Annotated in this window: 22 protein-coding genes; 15 read left to right on the forward strand and 7 right to left on the reverse strand. The window is 59.8% G+C overall.

The window, feature by feature from the left end; genetic code table 11:
* Positions 1 to 5 precede the first annotated feature (5 nt).
* A complete protein-coding gene (locus tag C4J83_RS04625) occupies positions 6 to 530 on the reverse strand; it encodes a KdsC family phosphatase (protein ID WP_106578682.1) in 525 nt (174 codons plus the stop codon).
* Entirely contained in the window at positions 531 to 1,505 is a 975-nt protein-coding gene (locus C4J83_RS04630) for a KpsF/GutQ family sugar-phosphate isomerase (RefSeq protein WP_106578683.1), read from the reverse strand.
* A gap of 320 nt (positions 1,506 to 1,825) precedes the next feature.
* Here C4J83_RS04630 and C4J83_RS04635 point away from each other — a divergent pair, with 320 nt between their 5' ends.
* From C4J83_RS04635 to hisC, 10 genes are all read left to right on the forward strand, one after another.
* The gene (locus tag C4J83_RS04635) at positions 1,826 to 2,635 is read left to right on the forward strand and encodes an ATP-binding cassette domain-containing protein (protein ID WP_003171811.1); all 810 of its coding nucleotides are present in this window, start codon (positions 1,826 to 1,828) and stop codon (positions 2,633 to 2,635) included.
* Complete coding sequence (gene mlaE, locus C4J83_RS04640; RefSeq protein WP_106578684.1) at positions 2,635 to 3,432, forward strand: lipid asymmetry maintenance ABC transporter permease subunit MlaE; 798 nt, start codon at positions 2,635 to 2,637, stop codon at positions 3,430 to 3,432. Before C4J83_RS04635 ends, mlaE begins: the two co-directional genes overlap by 1 nt.
* Entirely contained in the window at positions 3,432 to 3,899 is a 468-nt protein-coding gene (gene mlaD / locus C4J83_RS04645) for an outer membrane lipid asymmetry maintenance protein MlaD (RefSeq protein ID WP_005784855.1), read from the forward strand. Before mlaE ends, mlaD begins: the two co-directional genes overlap by 1 nt.
* Before the next feature lie 11 nt (positions 3,900 to 3,910).
* Positions 3,911 to 4,561 carry an MlaC/ttg2D family ABC transporter substrate-binding protein gene (locus C4J83_RS04650; RefSeq protein WP_119736621.1) on the forward strand — a complete coding sequence of 217 codons (651 nt, stop codon included), beginning with the start codon at positions 3,911 to 3,913 and terminating at the stop codon, positions 4,559 to 4,561.
* The gene (locus C4J83_RS04655) at positions 4,558 to 4,863 is read left to right on the forward strand and encodes an STAS domain-containing protein (protein WP_106578686.1); all 306 of its coding nucleotides are present in this window, start codon (positions 4,558 to 4,560) and stop codon (positions 4,861 to 4,863) included. The genes C4J83_RS04650 and C4J83_RS04655 overlap by 4 nt, the downstream gene beginning before the upstream one ends.
* Before the next feature lie 114 nt (positions 4,864 to 4,977).
* Positions 4,978 to 5,217, forward strand: coding sequence for a BolA family protein (locus tag C4J83_RS04660; RefSeq protein ID WP_008434291.1), 240 nt, complete (start codon positions 4,978 to 4,980; stop codon positions 5,215 to 5,217).
* 23 nt (positions 5,218 to 5,240) lie between these two features.
* Positions 5,241 to 6,506 carry a UDP-N-acetylglucosamine 1-carboxyvinyltransferase gene (gene murA / locus C4J83_RS04665; protein WP_106578687.1) on the forward strand — a complete coding sequence of 422 codons (1,266 nt, stop codon included), beginning with the start codon at positions 5,241 to 5,243 and terminating at the stop codon, positions 6,504 to 6,506.
* A gap of 257 nt (positions 6,507 to 6,763) precedes the next feature.
* A complete protein-coding gene (gene hisG / locus C4J83_RS04670; protein ID WP_003188599.1) occupies positions 6,764 to 7,399 on the forward strand; it encodes an ATP phosphoribosyltransferase in 636 nt (211 codons plus the stop codon).
* Positions 7,400 to 7,526: 127 nt separating this feature from the next.
* Positions 7,527 to 8,846, forward strand: coding sequence for a histidinol dehydrogenase (hisD, locus tag C4J83_RS04675; RefSeq protein WP_106578689.1), 1,320 nt, complete (start codon positions 7,527 to 7,529; stop codon positions 8,844 to 8,846).
* A 3-nt stretch (positions 8,847 to 8,849) separates the two neighbouring features.
* On the forward strand, positions 8,850 to 9,902 hold the full coding sequence (hisC, locus tag C4J83_RS04680; RefSeq protein ID WP_124416446.1) for a histidinol-phosphate transaminase: 1,053 nt from the start codon (positions 8,850 to 8,852) through the stop codon (positions 9,900 to 9,902).
* Between the two features lie 128 nt (positions 9,903 to 10,030).
* Here hisC and C4J83_RS04685 read toward each other — a convergent pair whose 3' ends face one another.
* Both C4J83_RS04685 and upp read right to left on the reverse strand, forming a co-directional pair.
* Positions 10,031 to 11,305, reverse strand: coding sequence for a uracil-xanthine permease family protein (locus C4J83_RS04685; protein WP_106578691.1), 1,275 nt, complete (start codon positions 11,303 to 11,305; stop codon positions 10,031 to 10,033).
* A gap of 2 nt (positions 11,306 to 11,307) precedes the next feature.
* Positions 11,308 to 11,946: a uracil phosphoribosyltransferase gene (gene upp / locus C4J83_RS04690; protein ID WP_017138223.1), complete on the reverse strand. Its 639-nt coding sequence runs from the start codon at positions 11,944 to 11,946 to the stop codon at positions 11,308 to 11,310.
* 164 nt (positions 11,947 to 12,110) lie between these two features.
* On the opposite strand from upp, the gene C4J83_RS04695 reads away from it, so the two are divergent.
* The 4 genes from C4J83_RS04695 to C4J83_RS04710 all read left to right on the forward strand — a co-directional run bounded on the left by C4J83_RS04695 (position 12,111) and on the right by C4J83_RS04710 (position 14,178).
* Positions 12,111 to 12,668 carry a hypoxanthine-guanine phosphoribosyltransferase gene (locus tag C4J83_RS04695; protein ID WP_025856323.1) on the forward strand — a complete coding sequence of 186 codons (558 nt, stop codon included), beginning with the start codon at positions 12,111 to 12,113 and terminating at the stop codon, positions 12,666 to 12,668.
* A gap of 3 nt (positions 12,669 to 12,671) precedes the next feature.
* On the forward strand, positions 12,672 to 13,139 hold the full coding sequence (locus C4J83_RS04700; protein WP_124416447.1) for a WbuC family cupin fold metalloprotein: 468 nt from the start codon (positions 12,672 to 12,674) through the stop codon (positions 13,137 to 13,139).
* A 35-nt stretch (positions 13,140 to 13,174) separates the two neighbouring features.
* A complete protein-coding gene (locus tag C4J83_RS04705; RefSeq protein ID WP_119736630.1) occupies positions 13,175 to 13,660 on the forward strand; it encodes a hypothetical protein in 486 nt (161 codons plus the stop codon).
* Between the two features lie 230 nt (positions 13,661 to 13,890).
* Positions 13,891 to 14,178, forward strand: a complete 288-nt coding sequence (locus C4J83_RS04710; RefSeq protein WP_106578694.1) for a PA4642 family protein — start codon at positions 13,891 to 13,893, stop codon at positions 14,176 to 14,178.
* A 70-nt stretch (positions 14,179 to 14,248) separates the two neighbouring features.
* On the opposite strand, the gene mqo is transcribed toward C4J83_RS04710, so the two are convergent.
* Positions 14,249 to 15,757, reverse strand: a complete 1,509-nt coding sequence (gene mqo, locus C4J83_RS04715; protein ID WP_124416448.1) for a malate dehydrogenase (quinone) — start codon at positions 15,755 to 15,757, stop codon at positions 14,249 to 14,251.
* A 724-nt stretch (positions 15,758 to 16,481) separates the two neighbouring features.
* Positions 16,482 to 16,715, reverse strand: a complete 234-nt coding sequence (locus tag C4J83_RS04720) for a hypothetical protein (RefSeq protein ID WP_119736632.1) — start codon at positions 16,713 to 16,715, stop codon at positions 16,482 to 16,484.
* A gap of 182 nt (positions 16,716 to 16,897) precedes the next feature.
* Between C4J83_RS04720 and C4J83_RS04725 the strand changes: the two genes are divergently transcribed.
* Positions 16,898 to 17,482, forward strand: a complete 585-nt coding sequence (locus tag C4J83_RS04725) for a YajG family lipoprotein (protein ID WP_064450736.1) — start codon at positions 16,898 to 16,900, stop codon at positions 17,480 to 17,482.
* A gap of 56 nt (positions 17,483 to 17,538) precedes the next feature.
* Here the strand turns inward: C4J83_RS04725 and C4J83_RS04730 are convergent, their stop codons facing one another.
* Positions 17,539 to 17,748, reverse strand: coding sequence for a hypothetical protein (locus C4J83_RS04730; RefSeq protein ID WP_106578697.1), 210 nt, complete (start codon positions 17,746 to 17,748; stop codon positions 17,539 to 17,541).
* Positions 17,749 to 17,759: the final 11 nt, after the last annotated feature.

Below are 17,759 nucleotides of genomic sequence, written 5' to 3' on the forward strand. Positions count from 1 at the left end.
ACGCTCTATAAGTAGGCGGCGTGTGCCGCTTCAAGGCTGCCCTGGGCACGCAGGATCAATTCACAGAACTCGCGGGCGGCACCTTCGCCGCCACGGGCCGTGGTGATGCCATGGGCGTGCTCGCGAACAAAGGTCGCCGCATTGGCAACGGCCATGCCCAGACCTACGCGGCGGATAACCGGGAGGTCGGGCAGGTCATCGCCCAAGTAGGCGACCTGCTCATAGCTTAGGTTGAGTTGGCCAAGAAGCTCGTCCAGAACCACCAGTTTATCCTCACGGCCCTGATACAGGTGAGGAATACCCAGGTTTTGTGCACGGCGTTCCACAACCGGTGTTTTTCGACCGCTGATAATCGCAGTTTGCACGCCCGCGGCCATCAACATTTTGATGCCTTGGCCGTCGAGGGTGTTGAACGTCTTGAATTCACTGCCATCTTCGAGGAAGTACAGGCGGCCGTCGGTCAGCACGCCATCGACGTCGAAAATCGCCAGTTTGATGTGTTTACCGCGTTGCAGCAGGTCGCTGGTCATTTACATCACTCCCGCACGCAGCAAGTCGTGCATGTTCAGGGCGCCAACCGGGTGATCGTCGCCGTCGACGACTACCAGCGCAAGAATCTTGTGGTCTTCCATGATCTTCAACGCTTCGGCCGCGAGCATTTCCGGGCGTGCGGTCTTGCCGTGAGGGGTCATGACTTCATCGATCGTCGCCGTTTGAATGTCGAGATTGCGGTCCAGCGTACGGCGCAGGTCACCGTCAGTGAAAACGCCGGCCAGACGCCCGTCGGACTCCAGAATGACAGTCATGCCCAGGCGTTTGAGGGTCATTTCCATCAGCGCGTCCTTTAGCAGGGTGCCGCGCTGGACGTGGGGCAGTTCATCGCCCGAATGCATGACGTTTTCCACTTTCAGCAGCAAGCGACGGCCGAGAGCGCCGCCTGGATGCGAAAACGCGAAATCTTCAGCGGTAAAGCCGCGGGCTTCCAAGAGCGCCACTGCCAAGGCATCGCCCATCACCAGGGCGGCGGTGGTCGAGGACGTCGGCGCCAGGTTCAGCGGGCAGGCCTCGTGGGCTACGTGAACATTCAAGTTCACTTCCGCGGCCTTGGCCAGCGTCGAATCCGGGTTGCCGGTAATGCTGACCATCTTGATGCCCAGGCGCTTGATCAGCGGCAGCAGGGTCACGATTTCGTTGGTGGTGCCGGAGTTCGACAATGCCAGGATGATGTCATCCTTGGTGATCATGCCCATATCGCCGTGGCTGGCTTCGGCCGGGTGTACGAAAAAAGCCGTGGTTCCGGTGCTGGCCAATGTAGCGGCAATCTTGTTGCCGACGTGGCCTGACTTGCCCATGCCAACCACGACAACGCGGCCTTTGCTGGCCAGAATCATCTCGCAGGCACGTACGAAATCCGCGTCGATATGGGCCAGCAAGCCTTCTACGGCTTCTAGCTCGAGACGGATGGTGCGTTGTGCGGATTGAATAAGGTCGCTGGATTGGCTCATGTCTGAAATCGTATAGCCTGACGAAAAGTCGGCGATTATAGCGGTAATGATCAATTCCCTCACGCAAGTTCGTCAGGGTTTATTCTGCTTGAGCAAGAGAATCATGCCCGGCAGGGTTTTTTTCCCTGTCCCGAATCTGAACGAGCGCTGTTCCGGCCTTGGGGGCTCTGTACCAGCAGTGATATAGTTCGCCGCCAGTTCGGTCCGCCCAACCCATGTGACTAAATAATGCGCACCCGTTGCAAACTATTGCGCGACCATTGCAAACGAATGTCGCAAACATGGTGTCTGAGTGAAAGGCTGCATCCCAAGGAGATTAGATGAGTGCCGATAACGCCTACGCGGTCGAGCTGAAGGGCCTTACCTTCAAGCGCGGGACGCGCAGCATCTTCAATAACGTCGATATTCGCATTCCCCGCGGTAAAGTCACGGGCATCATGGGGCCTTCCGGTTGCGGCAAGACCACCCTGTTGCGCCTGATGGGCATGCAATTGCGCCCTAGCGCCGGCGAAGTGTGGGTCAACGGCCAGAACCTGCCGACGCTGTCGCGCAGCGATCTGTTCGATGCCCGCAAGCATATGGGCGTGCTGTTCCAGAGCGGCGCCTTGTTCACCGACCTCGATGTTTTCGAAAACGTGGCGTTTCCGCTGCGGGTGCATACCCAGCTGTCCGATGAAATGATTCGTGACATCGTGTTGCTGAAACTGCAGGCCGTTGGCCTACGCGGCGCCATCGACCTGATGCCTGATGAATTGTCCGGCGGCATGAAGCGCCGTGTCGCTTTGGCGCGTGCCATTGCTCTCGATCCGCAGATCCTCATGTATGACGAGCCCTTCGTCGGTCAGGACCCCATCGCCATGGGCGTGCTGGTGCGGTTGATCCGCCTGCTCAACGATGCGCTCGGCATCACCAGTATCGTGGTGTCCCACGACCTGGCTGAAACCGCGAGCATCGCCGACTACCTTTATGTAGTAGGTGATGGTCAGGTGCTGGGGCAGGGCACGCCTGAAGAGCTGATGAACGCTGACAACCCGCGCATTCGCCAATTCATGACCGGCGATCCCGATGGCCCGGTGCCTTTTCATTTTCCGGCAGCGGACTACCGCTCAGATCTTCTGGGGAAGCGCTGATGCGCAAGACATCTCTCATCGAAAAGGTTCGCCTTTTCGGTCGCTCGGGCATCGACATGGTCGAAGTGCTTGGGCGTTCGACGATTTTCCTGTTTCACGCGTTGCTCGGTCGCGGCGGCATTGGTGGCGGCTTTGGCCTGCTGCTCAAACAACTGCACTCCGTCGGCGTGATGTCCCTGGTCATCATCGTGGTTTCCGGGATTTTCATCGGCATGGTGCTGGCGTTGCAGGGGTTCAACATCCTCTCCAGCTATGGCTCGGAGCAGGCAGTGGGGCAGATGGTCGCCCTGACGCTGTTGCGTGAACTGGGCCCGGTGGTCACCGCCTTGCTGTTTGCCGGGCGCGCGGGTTCTGCGCTGACTGCCGAGATCGGCAACATGAAGTCCACCGAGCAGTTGTCCAGCCTGGAAATGATCGGCGTGGACCCGCTCAAGTACATCGTTGCCCCGCGCCTGTGGGCCGGCTTCATTTCCCTGCCACTGCTGGCGATGATTTTCAGCGTGGTAGGCATCTGGGGCGGTTCGTGGGTGGCGGTTGACTGGTTGGGCGTCTATGACGGCTCGTACTGGGGCAACATGCAAAACAGCGTGACCTTCAGCGGCGACGTGCTCAATGGCATCATCAAAAGCATCGTTTTCGCCTTTGTAGTGACCTGGATCGCCGTATTCCAAGGCTATGACTGTGAGCCCACTTCAGAGGGGATCAGTCGCGCCACCACCAAGACCGTTGTGTACGCCTCGCTGGCGGTACTGGGCCTTGACTTCATTTTGACCGCCTTGATGTTTGGAGATTTCTGATGCAAAACCGCACTGTGGAAATCGGTGTCGGCCTTTTCTTGCTGGCTGGCATCCTGGCTTTACTGTTGCTGGCCCTGCGAGTCAGTGGCCTTTCGGCCAGCCCGACCGCCGATACTTATAAACTTTACGCTTACTTCGACAATATCGCCGGTTTGACTGTCAGAGCTAAAGTGACCATGGCCGGTGTGACCATCGGCAAGGTCACGGCAATCGATCTGGATCGCGACAGCTTCACCGGGCGAGTAACCATGCAGGTAGACAAGAAGGTAGATAATCTGCCGACTGACTCCACTGCATCTATTCTCACTGCGGGTCTGCTGGGCGAGAAGTACATCGGCGTCAGCGTGGGCGGGGAAACAGCCCTGCTCAAGGATGGTTCGACAATCCACGACACACAGTCGTCGCTGGTGCTTGAAGACTTGATCGGTAAATTCCTGCTCAATACGGTCAATAAAGACGCCAAATGAGGAATCTGTTCATGATCTCTACCTTGCGACGTGGCCTGCTGGTGCTGCTTGCAGCGCTGCCCTTGATGGCCAACGCGGCGGGTTCTGCGCACGATCTGGTGCAGGACACGACCAACAAAATGTTGGCTGACCTGACTGCCAATAAAGAGCAGTACAAGCAAGACCCAAGCAAGTTCTACGATGCGCTCAACACCATTGTCGGGCCAGTGGTTGATGCCGAAGGCATTTCCCGCAGCATCATGACGGTCAAGTATTCGCGCAAGGCAACGCCTGCGCAGATGCAGACCTTCCAGGAAAACTTCAAAAAGGGCCTGTTCCAGTTCTACGGTAATGCCCTGCTGGAATACAACAACCAGGGGATTACCGTTGCTCCGGCCGGGGATGAGTCAGGTGACCGCACCAGCGTCAACATGACCGTCAAAGGCACTAACGGCGCCGTCTACCCTGTGCAGTACACGCTGGAGAAGGTCAAAGGCGAGTGGAAACTGCGCAACGTGATCATCAACGGCATCAACATTGGCAAGCTGTTCCGCGATCAGTTCGCTGACGCCATGCAGCGCAATGGCAACGACCTGGACAAAACCATCAATGGTTGGGCCGGTGAAGTCGCCAAGGCCAAGGAAGAAACCGACAAACAAGCTGCCGGGAAGCCTGCGCAATGACCGAGTCGGCTGTTCGGCTTGGCGACGCCGGCGAGTTATTTCTGAGCGGCGTGCTCGATTACCGCTCCGGGCCTGACCTGCGCAAGCAGGGCCAGGCGCTGATCAACAGCAGCAACGCGCCTGCGCTGGTGCTGGACTGCTCGGCAGTGACCAAGTCCAGCAGCGTCGGTTTGTCATTGTTGCTGTGCTTCATGCGTGATGCCGAGGCGGTCAAAAAGCCGGTCAGCATCCGTGCGTTGCCTGAGGACATGCGCGAAATTGCCGAAGTTTCCGGTCTGACCGAGCTTCTGGCGCATCCTTAATAGCCAATATCAAGGAAGCCCCCCGTCAGAGTCCTGCTATGCGGGGTTCGCAGGCGCGGGGCTTTTTTGTATGATGTGCGACCCGTGCGCACTGGGCGCCGATAGAGGTTGAGCATGCAGGCCCTAGAAGTTAAAAGCTTCCTTGAAGGAAAGCTGCCCGAAACGAACGTAGAAGTTGAAGGCGAAGGCTGCAATTTCCAGCTGAACGTGATTAGCGATGAACTGGCGGCATTGAGCCCGGTCAAGCGTCAACAGCAGATCTATGCCCATTTAAACCCGTGGATCACCGATGGCAGCATCCACGCGGTCACTATGAAATTTTTCAGCCGCGCGGCCTGGGCCGAGCGCACCTGAGCCCCCAAGGCGTCGAGATTCTTATGGATAAATTGATTATTACCGGCGGTGCCCGCCTTGATGGCGAGATCCGCATTTCCGGTGCGAAAAACTCTGCCTTGCCGATTTTGGCAGCGACCCTGCTGTGCGATGGCCCGGTGACTGTGGCCAACCTGCCGCACTTGCACGACATCACCACCATGATCGAGCTGTTCGGTCGCATGGGCATTGAGCCTGTGATCGACGAGAAACTGTCCGTCGAAATCGACCCGCGCACCATCAAGACCCTGATCGCTCCGTACGAGCTGGTGAAAACCATGCGCGCATCGATCCTGGTGCTGGGCCCGATGGTTGCCCGTTTCGGTGAGGCCGAAGTGGCACTGCCTGGCGGTTGCGCCATCGGTTCGCGTCCGGTCGACCTGCACATCCGTGGCCTTGAGGCCATGGGCGCAACCATCGACGTCGAAGGCGGCTACATCAAGGCCAAGGCGCCGGAAGGCGGCCTGCGTGGTGCCAACTTCTTCTTTGATACCGTCAGCGTGACCGGTACCGAGAACATCATGATGGCCGCAGCCCTGGCCAACGGCCGCAGCGTCCTGCAAAACGCCGCGCGCGAGCCGGAAGTAGTCGACCTGGCCAACTTCCTGATCGCCATGGGTGCCAACATCACCGGCGCCGGCACTGACACCATCACCATCGACGGTGTTAAGCGTCTGCACTCGGCCACTTATAAAGTGATGCCGGACCGTATCGAGACCGGCACCTACCTGGTGGCTGCTGCCGTTACAGGTGGCCGCGTCAAGGTCAAGGACACCGATCCGACCATCCTTGAAGCCGTCCTGGAAAAACTCAAGGAAGCCGGTGCTGAAATCACCACCGGTGCCGACTGGATCGAGCTGAACATGCACGGCAAGCGGCCAAAAGCCGTCAACGTGCGGACCGCTCCTTACCCGGCGTTCCCGACCGACATGCAAGCGCAGTTCATTTCCTTGAACGCGATTGCCGAAGGCACCGGTGCCGTGATCGAAACCATTTTCGAAAACCGCTTCATGCACGTGTATGAACTGCACCGCATGGGCGCCAAGATCCAGGTCGAAGGCAACACCGCCATCGTCACCGGTATCGACAAGCTCAAGGGCGCGCCAGTGATGGCTACCGACCTGCGCGCGTCGGCCAGCCTGGTCATCTCGGCGCTGTGCGCTGACGGCGACACGCTGATCGACCGCATCTACCACATAGACCGTGGTTACGAGTGCATCGAAGAGAAACTGCAGATGCTCGGCGCCAAGATCCGCCGCGTGCCGGGCTAGTCGCAGTAGCGGTAACCACCGTCACTGTGGCGAACGGGCTTGTCGAGTCGTCGTACCGGCCGCGTAGCGCCCTCCAAGACGGGACTGCTATGCAGTCCAGCGTTGGGCAAGCCCGCTCGCCACGGGATGGTGTTTTGCTGTTAACTGAGTGTGTCCCTGCTGAATTTGTTTCAAATCGAGGCTGTAATGGCCTCGATCTGTGTCTGGCGCCGTCTGCGACCGGACAGCAATAGCCTGATGAAGGACTGACGTTTCCCATGTTGACCATCGCACTGTCCAAGGGCCGCATCCTTGACGACACTTTGCCGCTTCTGGCTGAAGCGGGCATCGTGCCGACCGAGAATCCGGACAAGAGCCGCAAGCTGATCATCCCCACGACCCAGGACGACGTTCGCCTGCTGATCGTGCGTGCCACTGACGTGCCGACTTACGTTGAACATGGCGCGGCCGACCTCGGTGTCGCGGGTAAAGACGTGTTGATGGAATACGGCGGCCAGGGCCTGTACGAGCCATTGGACCTGCGTATTGCCCTGTGCAAGCTGATGACCGCCGGCCGTGTCGGTGACGTCGAACCCAAAGGCCGCCTGCGCGTGGCGACCAAGTTCGTCAACGTTGCCAAGCGTTACTATGCCGAGCAAGGTCGCCAGGTCGACATCATCAAGCTCTACGGCTCGATGGAACTGGCACCGCTGATCGGCCTGGCCGACAAGATCATCGACGTAGTCGACACCGGCAACACGCTGCGTGCCAACGGTCTTGAGCCTCAGGATTTCATTGCCGACATCAGCTCGCGACTGATCGTCAACAAAGCTTCGATGAAAATGCAACACGCCCGTATCCAGGCGTTGATCGACACCCTGCGCAAGGCAGTGGAGTCTCGACACCGCGGTTGACTCACCTGCGCGGCCCTAGGTCGCGCCCGTCTATCCGCCTCATAGCCAGAATTCTCAGGTGCCCAAGCGGATCGACTGCTAACGTTCGGCGCCTGAGCATTTTTGCCAATCCTATGAGGCCCTCGCTATGACCACGTCCACTGCAATTGCCCGACTCAACGCTGCCGACCCGGATTTCGCCCATCATCTGGATCATCTGCTGAGCTGGGAAAGCGTGTCCGACGACTCGGTCAACCAGCGGGTGCTCGACATCATCAAGGCCGTGCGCGAGCGCGGTGATGCGGCGCTGGTGGATTTCACCCGCCAGTTCGACGGCCTCGACGTCGCGTCGATGTCCGACCTCATCCTGCCGCGCGAGCGCCTGGAGCTGGCCCTCACACGCATCACCGCGCCGCAGCGTGAAGCGCTGGAAGTGGCAGCGGCACGCGTACGCAGCTACCACGAAAAACAGAAACAGGATTCCTGGAGCTACACCGAGGCCGACGGCACCGTGCTGGGCCAGAAGGTCACGCCGCTGGACCGCGCGGGGCTGTACGTGCCGGGCGGTAAAGCCTCGTACCCGTCGTCGGTGTTGATGAACGCTATCCCGGCCAAAGTGGCGGGCGTGACCGAAGTGGTCATGGTCGTGCCAACGCCGCGTGGCGAAATCAACGAGCTGGTACTGGCTGCCGCGTGCATCGCCGGGGTTGACCGCGTGTTCACCATCGGCGGCGCTCAAGCTGTCGCGGCCCTGGCCTATGGCACCGAAAGCGTGCCGAAGGTCGACAAAGTGGTCGGCCCAGGCAACATTTATGTCGCCACCGCCAAGCGCCACGTGTTCGGCCAGGTCGGTATCGACATGATCGCCGGCCCTTCGGAAATCCTGGTGGTGTGTGACGGCCAGACCGACCCGGACTGGATCGCCATGGACCTGTTCTCCCAGGCCGAGCATGACGAGGACGCCCAGGCGATCCTGGTCAGCCCCGACGCCGAGTTCCTCGACAAGGTCGCCGCCAGCATCGACAAGCTGCTGCCGACCATGGACCGCGCCGAGATCATCGAGAAGTCGATCAATGGCCGTGGTGCGCTGATCCTGGTACGCGACATGGAGCAGGCCATTGAGGTGGCCAACCGCATCGCGCCGGAGCACCTGGAGTTGTCCGTGGCCGACCCACAAGCGTGGCTGCCGTCGATTCGCCACGCTGGCGCGATCTTCATGGGCCGCCACACCAGTGAAGCCCTGGGCGACTACTGCGCCGGCCCGAACCACGTGCTGCCGACCTCCGGCACCGCGCGTTTCTCGTCGCCGCTCGGCGTGTATGACTTCCAGAAGCGCTCCTCGATCATCTTCTGCTCGCCACAAGGCGCTTCCGAGCTGGGCAAGACCGCCTCGGTGCTGGCCCGTGGTGAATCCCTGAGCGCTCACGCCCGCAGCGCCGAATACCGCATCCTTGAAGAGGGGAACTGAGACATGAGCAAATTCTGGAGCCCCTTCGTCAAGAATCTCGTGCCGTACGTGCCCGGCGAGCAGCCGAAGCTGACCAAGCTGGTCAAGCTCAACACCAACGAGAACCCCTACGGCCCATCGCCCAAGGCACTCGCGGCAATGCAGGCCGAGTTGAACGACAACTTGCGCCTGTACCCGGACCCCAACAGCGACCTGCTCAAGCAGGCGGTGGCCAAGTATTACGGGATCGACGCCGGCAAGGTCTTTCTCGGTAACGGTTCCGATGAAGTCCTGGCGCACATCTTCCACGGCCTGTTCCAGCACGACTTGCCGTTGTTGTTCCCGGACATCAGCTACAGCTTCTATCCGGTCTACTGCGGGCTCTACGGCATCACGTCTGAACCGGTGCCGCTGGACGAGCAGTTCCAGATTCGTGTGGCCGACTACGCGAAGCCCAATGGCGGGATCATCTTCCCCAACCCGAACGCGCCTACCGGCTGCGTACTGGCGCTGGACGCGGTTGAGCAAATCCTCAAGGCCAGCCCGGACTCGGTGGTGGTGGTCGATGAAGCCTATATCGACTTCGGCGGCGAAACCGCTATCAGCCTGGTGGACCGTTACCCGAACCTGCTGGTGACCCAGACCCTGTCCAAATCGCGCTCACTGGCCGGTCTGCGTGTAGGCCTGGCGGTGGGGCACCCGGACCTGATCGAGGCGCTGGAGCGGGTCAAGAACAGCTTCAACTCCTACCCGCTGGATCGGCTGGCGATTGTCGGCGCGGCGGCGGCGTTTGACGACCGTGAGTACTTCCAGAAGACCTGCCAATTGGTGATCGACAGCCGTGAAAAGCTGGTGGCGCAACTGGAAGCCAAGGGGTTTGAAGTACTGCCGTCTGCGGCCAACTTCATCTTTGCTCGGCATCCAGGGCACGACGCTGCCGGGCTGGCGGCCAAAGTGCGGGAGCAGGGGGTGATTGTGCGGCACTTCAAGCAGGAGCGGATTGCCCAGTTCCTGCGGATCAGTATTGGCACGCCTGAGCAGAACCAGGCGCTGATTGATGCGTTGGGCGAGCTCTAAGCCACACTGAAGCTGAAAAAATGTGGGAGCGGGGTTGCTCGCGAATGCAGGGGTTCAGTCACTGATGTGCTCAATGACACACTGCATTCGCGAGCAAGCCCGCTCCCACATTCGTGTTGCGTTAACAGTTAGATCAGCGGCTCATCCGGCTTTTTGTTCTTCCAGCCATCATTGCCCGGCAGCAGCAGGTTCAAACCAATCGCTACCACCGCGCACAGGGCAATGCCCTTGAGGCCGAAATCATCCGGGCCGGTGCCGGTGCCGACCAGCACACCGCCAATCCCGAACACCAGGGTCACCGACACAATCACCAGATTGCGCGCCTCGCCGAGGTCGATCTTGTGGCGGATCAGCGTGTTCATGCCCACCGCCGCAATCGAGCCGAACAGCAGGCACAGAATGCCGCCCATCACCGGCACTGGGATGCTTTGCAGCAGTGCGCCGAACTTACCGATAAACGCCAGGCTGATGGCAAATACCGCCGCCCAGGTCATGATTTTCGGGTTGTAGTTCTTGGTCAGCATCACCGCGCCGGTCACTTCGGCGTAGGTGGTATTCGGCGGGCCGCCAAACAGGCCGGCGGCCGTGGTGGCAATGCCGTCACCCAATAGCGTGCGATGCAGGCCAGGTTTCTTCAGGTAGTCGCGCCCGGTCACGCTGCCCACCGCAATTACACCGCCGATATGCTCGATCGCCGGGGCCAGGGCCACCGGGACGATGAACAGAATCGCCTGCCAGTTGAACTCCGGCGCGGTGAAGTGGGGCAGGGCGAACCAGGGCGCAGCGGCGATCTTCGCCGTGTCGACTACACCAAAGTAGAACGACATGGCAAAGCCCACCAGCACACCGGAAATGATCGGCACCAGGCGGAATATGCCTTTGCCGAACACCGCCACGATCAACGTGGTCAGCAGCGCCGGCATCGAGATCAGCATCGCCGTCTGGTAATGGATCAGCTCGCTGCCATCCCCGGCTTTGCCCATTGCCATGTTGGCGGCAATCGGCGCCATGGCCAGGCCGATGGAAATGATCACCGGGCCGATGACCACCGGCGGCAGCAGCCGGTCGATGAAACCGGTGCCTTTGACCTTCACTGCCAGGCCGAGGAAGGTATAAACGAAACCGGCCGCCATCACCCCGCCCATGGTCGCCGCGAGGCCGAACTGGCCCTTGGCGAGAATAATCGGGGTGATAAACGCAAAGCTCGATGCCAGGAATACCGGCACCTGCCGCCCTGTTACCACCTGGAACAGCAACGTGCCCAGGCCAGCGGTAAACAGTGCGACGTTTGGATCAAGACCTGTGATCAGCGGCATCAACACCAACGCGCCAAATGCTACGAAGAGCATCTGTGCGCCAGACAGGATCTGGCGCCAAAGCGGGTCGTTGAAATCATCCTGCATGCTCACGCGTCCTTCTGCTTGGTGCCGAAGATCTTGTCACCGGCATCGCCCAGGCCTGGGATGATGTAGCCGTGTTCGTTCAGGCGCTCATCGATGGACGCGGTGTAGATCTGCACGTCCGGGTGGGCCTTCTCGACGGCGGCGATGCCTTCGGGCGCAGCCACCAGCACCATGGCGCGGATGTCTTTGCAGCCGGCTTTTTTCAGCAGGTCGATGGTGGCGACCATGGAACTGCCGGTGGCGAGCATCGGGTCGATGATCATCGCCAGGCGCTCGTTGATTTCCGGAACGAGTTTTTCCAGGTAGGTGTGAGCCTGCAAGGTTTCCTCATTACGGGCCACGCCGACGGCGCTGACTTTGGCGCCCGGGATCAGGCTGAGCACGCCCTCGAGCATGCCGATACCGGCGCGCAGGATCGGTACCACGGTGATTTTCTTACCGGCGATTTTCTCGACCTGGACGGGGCCGGCCCAACCAGGAATCTCGTAGGTTTCCAGGGGCAAATCTTTGGTTGCTTCGTAAGTGAGCAGCGCTCCGACTTCCTGAGCGAGCTCACGGAAGTTCTTCGTGCTAATGTCGGCACGGCGCATAAGGCCGAGTTTGTGTCTGATCAGCGGGTGGCGGATCTCGCGAGTGGGCATGGGAAAAGCTCCGGCGGCGGGCAAAAAAACCGGCCTAGATTAATCTATCCGAGGGTGTTGTCCTATAGACATCTAGTACGTTAGTCCATTAAGGCTTGATCGTTGCGCCTCACATGCGTACCTTTGCCCGCTTTTCTTGCCACAGCACCCCCTTGGAGAGCGCCATGTCCGCTGATCTCGAGCATATCCGTCAAATCATGCGCGAGGCTGACTGCCTGTACACCGAAGCGCAAGTCGAAGAGGCGATCGCCAAGGTCGGCGCGCACATCACCCGCGAAATGGCCGACACCAACCCGGTGGTCTTTTGCGTGATGAACGGTGGCCTGATCTTCGCCGGCAAATTGCTGACTCACCTGCAGTTCCCGCTGGAAGCCTCCTACCTGCACGCCACCCGTTATCGCAACGAAACCAGCGGCGGCGACCTGTTCTGGAAAGCCAAGCCGGAAGTCTCGTTCATCGACCGCGACGTGCTGATCATCGACGACATCCTTGATGAAGGGCACACGCTGGGCGCGATCATCGACTTCTGCAAACACGCCGGCGCGCGCAAAGTGCACACCGCCGTGCTGATCGACAAAGACCATGACCGCAAAGCACGTCCGGACCTGAAAGCCGATTACGTCGGTCTGCCATGCATCGACCGCTACATTTTCGGTTACGGCATGGACTACAAAGGCTACTGGCGTAATGCCAATGGGATCTTCGCCGTCAAAGGAATGTAAGCCATGGTCCGCTTTCTTGATCAAACACTCTTCACCGAACTGGCCGAGAAAGCGGCCGCCAGCCCCCGTGGCCGGCACCATCATAACCTTCATCAGATGGAAGAGCCTTGCCATCGCCTGGCCGTTGGCATGCAACCCGACACCTATGTGCCGCCGCATCGGCACCTGAGTGCGGATAAAGCAGAGACCCTGATGGTGCTCAAGGGCACCCTGGGCCTGCTGGTTTTCAGCGAAACCGGTGAGGTGATCGCCAAGCGCGTCCTGCGGGCGGGCGGCGAGTGTGCAGGTGTCGACCTGCCGCCCGGCGTATTTCACGGCCTGGTGGTGCTGGAGCCCGACAGCGTGATGTTTGAATGCAAGGCCGGGCCGTATCGACCCGTAGGCGAGGGCGAGTTGGCTGACTGGGCGCCACACGAAGGCGATGCCGGCGTTGCCGAGTATCGACGCTGGATGCTCGCCCAGTTCGATTGAGCTACAGTGCTCGGCCATCTCTCTCGGAGCGGCCCATGAGCCTGTTGAAACGCACCTGCGCCGCCCTGGCGTTGACCCTCAGCTTGCCGCTGGCTGCGGCGCCTGCGCCGATGCACAGCCAGTTCCTGCCGCCCGACGACCTCACCTTGCGTGCCGCCACGCCCGATCAGCAGCAACTGCTGCAAATCACCGAATATGCAGTGGTGGTCGGCAATCAGCGTCAATCGACTCAGCAGCCGATCCCGGTGACGTCGCCGCTGATGATTCGCCTCAAGGGCAAACCCTTGAACAAAGGCGCGACCATCGCCCAGGTGGTGCTCAATTTTGACGCCGAAAGCAAAAGCCTGAAAAAGCCGGTGTTCGATGAGAGCAGTAAGACCCTGACCTTGTCTTACCCGGTGGCCCAGTACCGCGTGATCGTCGACCTGCTGCGCAACGACACGGTGTATGTGCAGTTCCTCAGCTATGCCAACGGGCACATTTGGGCCGACCTGCACACCGGCGCCGTTCGCGCTAAATAGTGGGACCGCAGGTATCTACACAACTGCTGGCGAACACAAAATCTGCAGCAGGCGAGCTTTTGTGGCGGCCTTTTATGCTGCGATGGTGGCGGGTCAGTGGGCTCAACTGTCACTGATGCACCGCCATCGCAGGCAAGCCAGCTCCCCCATAGGTTCTTGGTCGCTTCCGAAGCGTGTGTGCCGCAGGTAAACTGCGTTTCCCGTGTAATGTCTGCAGGCTGGAGTCGGTAATGCGTAAAGATAAGAAACAGGTGATTGGTGACGAGATTGGCGACGACCAGATCAAGTTGTTCCTGGACTTCGAGCCGGTTGACGCGACTTCACCGTCCCTGCACAAACTGATCAAAGCCTACCGTGGCTTGCGCATCGACGACTTCGCGCGGTTCCTGGGCTTTTTCAAGGAGGCCGGCCTGGATCTGGACGGCAAGGACGAGCATGGCCAGACCTTCGTTGACCTGATCAAGGATCAGCGTAACGCCGCCGAGTACATTGAGCTGATCGACAACGCTCGCGGCTGATTATCCAAGCCACAAAAAAAACGCCCCGTTCTCATGCCGAGAGCGGGGCGTTTTTTATTGCGTCAAAGCCTTAAGCGTAGCTTTCGGCTTCGTTGCTTTGCTCAACCAGTTCCAGGCTGATGTTGTTCTGCGTATTGATCTTGCGATACAGCTCGGCATCGGTCTCCAGGACTTTTTCGCGCGCCGGGAAGATCTCGTGCAGTTTGGCCGCCCACTCGCCCGCAGCCTTTTGCGGGAAGCAGCGCTCGATCAGTTCCAGCATGATCGACACGGTCACCGAAGCACCTGGAGACGCGCCCAGCAGGGCGGCCAGCGAGCCGTCTTTGGCTGCAACCAGCTCGGTGCCAAATTGCAGCACGCCGCCTTTTTTCGGGTCTTTCTTGATGATCTGCACCCGCTGACCGGCCACTTCCAGGCGCCAGTCTTCGGCTTTCGCCTCAGGGTAGAAGCGGCGCAGGGATTCCAGGCGCTGCTCCATGGATTGGCGCACTTCGCTGACCAGGTACTTGGTCAGGTCCATGTTGTCGCGAGCCACGGCCAGCATCGGGCCGATGTTGCCGGCGCGAATCGACATTGGCAGGTCCAGGAACGAGCCGTGCTTGAGGAACTTGGTGGTAAAGCCGGCGTAGGGCCCGAACAGCAGGGATTTCTTGCCATCGACCACGCGGGTGTCCAGGTGCGGCACGGACATCGGCGGCGAACCTACCGCGGCCTGGCTGTAGACCTTGGCTTGGTGGTGCTTGACCACCTCCGGGTTGTCGCAACGCAGCCACTGGCCGCTGACCGGGAAGCCGCCGAAGCCTTTGCTTTCTTCGATGCCCGAGGCTTGCAGCAGCGGCAGGGCCGCGCCACCGGCGCCGAGGAACACGAACTTGGCGTCGACTTCACGGCTGTTGCCGCTGTTGACGTCCTTGATGCTCACGGTCCAGCCCGCGCCGTTGCGCTTGAGGCCAGTGACGCGCTTGCAGTACTTGACCTGAGCATCCGGTGCGCTGGTCAGGTGCGAGAGCAATTGATTGGTCAGGGCGCCGAAGTTGACGTCGGTGCCATTCATCACGCGGGTGGCAGCGATTTTTTCGTCGAGCGGGCGGCCCGGCATCATCAGCGGCATCCACTCGGCCATCTCGCTGTGGTCTTCGGTGTAGTGCATGTCCGAGAACGCGTGGTGCTGGCTGAGGGTTTCAAAGCGCTTCTTGAGGAAGGACACGCCTTTGTCGCCCTGCACGAAGCTCAGGTGCGGCACCGGGCTGATAAAGGATTTGGACGAGCCAAAGGTGCCTTTTTTGGTCAGGTACGCCCAGAACTGCTTCGACACCTCGAACTGGGTGTTGATGTGCACGGCTTTCTTGATGTCGATGGAGCCATCAGCGGCCTGCGGTGTGTAGTTCAGCTCACACAGCCCGGCGTGACCGGTACCGGCGTTGTTCCACGGGTTGGAACTTTCCGCGGCACCCGAATCCATCAGCTCAACGACTTCCAGCTTGAGGCCGGGGTCGAGCTCTTTGAGCAGTACGGCCAGGGTGGCACTCATGATGCCGGCCCCTACCAGTACTACGTCGACTGCTTCGTTATGCGCCATTTAACGCGTCTCCAAAATCTGCAGCACCAAATTGACGGCATGGCTGCCAGGAGTGACGGGGCGGTTCACGTGTTGCCCCAGATTACCCATGGCCAGGATCGCCATGTCCGATTCGCAATTCTTTGCAACTTCAGCACACGCTTCCTGCCGGGCTAATCTGCCTATGAACGCATTCATAGGCGCCTGTGGCAATTCGACTTATGGTCAAAGCGTGCGATTTGTGCAACCAATCCGTAGCGGACAGGCTCAAGCTCCGGTGTTTGAGGAGTGCTCGGTCCTGTGTGGTTGGGCTGTTCCAGACGCTGATGGTGCTTGTACAAACGCCAAACTATTCATTTGCTCGCCACACTCTTGTGAAGTTGTGAAAACCCGTTTTTTCACGCTCTTTTGAAGACGTGAACCTCAAAAAAGGGCTGCCCCAGCCTGGCACCTGACCCGCAAACCTCTGCCGACACGCGGCAAAACGGGCAAACAACTCAAGTGGCCGAGCGCAATGGCAGCTCTGGCAGATTCGGTAAGGCGGGTGGGTTGCAAAGAAAACAGCAAGCGCGCCAGCTTCACTCGATCTGTGTGGGCGGCTCTCTGTGGGCGATTCATGGGTTAATACCGAGGCATTAACGATGCTGCGAGGCCCGATCAGGAGACGTCCTTATAATCGGGGGGAGATTGTAGCGAAGAACGCCGGGGAAATGGGCGTGTTTTATGACTTTTATTCGTGTCTCGGTCAGGAGGCCAACGCATGCCGGGGTTGTGCGTGCATAACCTTCGGGCTGACCCGCGCGCTTGCCGGCAGCGGGCGGTGCATCCAGCCCAGATGAGTCTCCGAGACTTCCACCCAACCTTCGCCGACAGGCGGCAGGCTGCACTGCTTGAACGCCAGGCAATGGCCGTGCGCATCAAGCAGCGCATAGTGGCGATGACGGGTGTGTTGCATGAACAATGACTTGAGAAGGCGCATGGCTTTGTACCTGTTGCGTTACATGCTTGAAGGTTGCCAGTGTGGCATGACATTGGAATGACGGATTTATGCGAAATTGTAATTTGAACGTGCCTTCAGCTGCCGTTCAGGATGGCTGGTGAGTGGCGCGCATGCACCGTTATACTGGCGCCCTGTTTGCATCTAGTCCTGGAGAAATGAGTATGTTGCAACGCCTGTTGTTCGGTTTGATCACTGTGACCAGTTTGACCCTGGTTGGCTGCGCCAACAGCCCGCAACAACTCAGCCCGCAACCTAAAGTCACTGCGCAGCTGGCGCCTGTCGGTCACGGCCAGCCGGTATCGGTGCGTGTGGTGGACGGTCGTCCGTCGCCGACGCTGGGTTCGCGTGGTGGGCTGTACCCTGAGACCGCGCTTATTTCGGTCACCGGTCAAGACGTGCTGCCCAAGCTGCAGGCCCAGGCCGAAGCCGCCGTGCGCCTGTTGGGCTTCACACCGGCCAACTCGCCGGGCGCGCCTCAGCTGACCATCACCCTGGCCGAACTGAAATACCAGTCGCCCAAAGAAGGCTTGTACGTGACTGAAGCCTCCATTGGCGCGACGTTCAAGTCCGACGTCAGTGCCGGCACCCGTCGCTACAGCGGCCGCTACGGCGCATCGCTGAATCAGCGTTTCGGCATGTCGCCCAATCAAGAGACCAACACCAAGCTGGTCAGCGACGTCCTCAGTGACGCCCTGACTCGCCTGTTCAAAGACCCAAGCATCGGCCAACTGCTCAGCGCGCAGTAACCCTGCATAAAAAAACCGGGCTCAGCGATGAGCCCGGTTTTTTTTCGCCTGTCGCTTCATGCTGCGGTTTCGACATAAAAGTCCAGCACACTCACACCGGTGAGCAGGTCCAGCTCCGGCAGGTCGGCGTGCTGGTGCCCGCCCAGCGCGCAATACACCAGCCAGTGGCGATCCTGGACGTTGAAGGCGAGTGCGCCAACCAGCGCCTCTTGCTCATCGTTTGGGGCGATCAAATACAGCCGATCCTGGTTTTGCGCATGCAGCATGACAAGCTCCC

Origin of the sequence: Pseudomonas sp. LBUM920, from assembly GCF_003852315.1 — a bacterium.
In the GTDB taxonomy this organism is placed as follows: domain Bacteria; phylum Pseudomonadota; class Gammaproteobacteria; order Pseudomonadales; family Pseudomonadaceae; genus Aquipseudomonas.

What these genes read in the sequence shown, in the direction of transcription:
- C4J83_RS04625 (WP_106578682.1), bottom strand. Translation starts at nt 530, where the DNA reads ATGACCAGCGACCTGCTGCAACGCGGTAAACACATCAAACTGGCGATT.
- C4J83_RS04630 (WP_106578683.1), bottom strand. Translation starts at nt 1,505, where the DNA reads ATGAGCCAATCCAGCGACCTTATTCAATCCGCACAACGCACCATCCGT.
- C4J83_RS04635 (WP_003171811.1), top strand. Translation starts at nt 1,826, where the DNA reads ATGAGTGCCGATAACGCCTACGCGGTCGAGCTGAAGGGCCTTACCTTC.
- mlaE (WP_106578684.1), top strand. Translation starts at nt 2,635, where the DNA reads ATGCGCAAGACATCTCTCATCGAAAAGGTTCGCCTTTTCGGTCGCTCG.
- mlaD (WP_005784855.1), top strand. Translation starts at nt 3,432, where the DNA reads ATGCAAAACCGCACTGTGGAAATCGGTGTCGGCCTTTTCTTGCTGGCT.
- C4J83_RS04650 (WP_119736621.1), top strand. Translation starts at nt 3,911, where the DNA reads ATGATCTCTACCTTGCGACGTGGCCTGCTGGTGCTGCTTGCAGCGCTG.
- C4J83_RS04655 (WP_106578686.1), top strand. Translation starts at nt 4,558, where the DNA reads ATGACCGAGTCGGCTGTTCGGCTTGGCGACGCCGGCGAGTTATTTCTG.
- C4J83_RS04660 (WP_008434291.1), top strand. Translation starts at nt 4,978, where the DNA reads ATGCAGGCCCTAGAAGTTAAAAGCTTCCTTGAAGGAAAGCTGCCCGAA.
- murA (WP_106578687.1), top strand. Translation starts at nt 5,241, where the DNA reads ATGGATAAATTGATTATTACCGGCGGTGCCCGCCTTGATGGCGAGATC.
- hisG (WP_003188599.1), top strand. Translation starts at nt 6,764, where the DNA reads ATGTTGACCATCGCACTGTCCAAGGGCCGCATCCTTGACGACACTTTG.
- hisD (WP_106578689.1), top strand. Translation starts at nt 7,527, where the DNA reads ATGACCACGTCCACTGCAATTGCCCGACTCAACGCTGCCGACCCGGAT.
- hisC (WP_124416446.1), top strand. Translation starts at nt 8,850, where the DNA reads ATGAGCAAATTCTGGAGCCCCTTCGTCAAGAATCTCGTGCCGTACGTG.
- C4J83_RS04685 (WP_106578691.1), bottom strand. Translation starts at nt 11,305, where the DNA reads ATGCAGGATGATTTCAACGACCCGCTTTGGCGCCAGATCCTGTCTGGC.
- upp (WP_017138223.1), bottom strand. Translation starts at nt 11,946, where the DNA reads ATGCCCACTCGCGAGATCCGCCACCCGCTGATCAGACACAAACTCGGC.
- C4J83_RS04695 (WP_025856323.1), top strand. Translation starts at nt 12,111, where the DNA reads ATGTCCGCTGATCTCGAGCATATCCGTCAAATCATGCGCGAGGCTGAC.
- C4J83_RS04700 (WP_124416447.1), top strand. Translation starts at nt 12,672, where the DNA reads ATGGTCCGCTTTCTTGATCAAACACTCTTCACCGAACTGGCCGAGAAA.
- C4J83_RS04705 (WP_119736630.1), top strand. Translation starts at nt 13,175, where the DNA reads ATGAGCCTGTTGAAACGCACCTGCGCCGCCCTGGCGTTGACCCTCAGC.
- C4J83_RS04710 (WP_106578694.1), top strand. Translation starts at nt 13,891, where the DNA reads ATGCGTAAAGATAAGAAACAGGTGATTGGTGACGAGATTGGCGACGAC.
- mqo (WP_124416448.1), bottom strand. Translation starts at nt 15,757, where the DNA reads ATGGCGCATAACGAAGCAGTCGACGTAGTACTGGTAGGGGCCGGCATC.
- C4J83_RS04720 (WP_119736632.1), bottom strand. Translation starts at nt 16,715, where the DNA reads ATGCGCCTTCTCAAGTCATTGTTCATGCAACACACCCGTCATCGCCAC.
- C4J83_RS04725 (WP_064450736.1), top strand. Translation starts at nt 16,898, where the DNA reads ATGTTGCAACGCCTGTTGTTCGGTTTGATCACTGTGACCAGTTTGACC.
- C4J83_RS04730 (WP_106578697.1), bottom strand. Translation starts at nt 17,748, where the DNA reads ATGCTGCATGCGCAAAACCAGGATCGGCTGTATTTGATCGCCCCAAAC.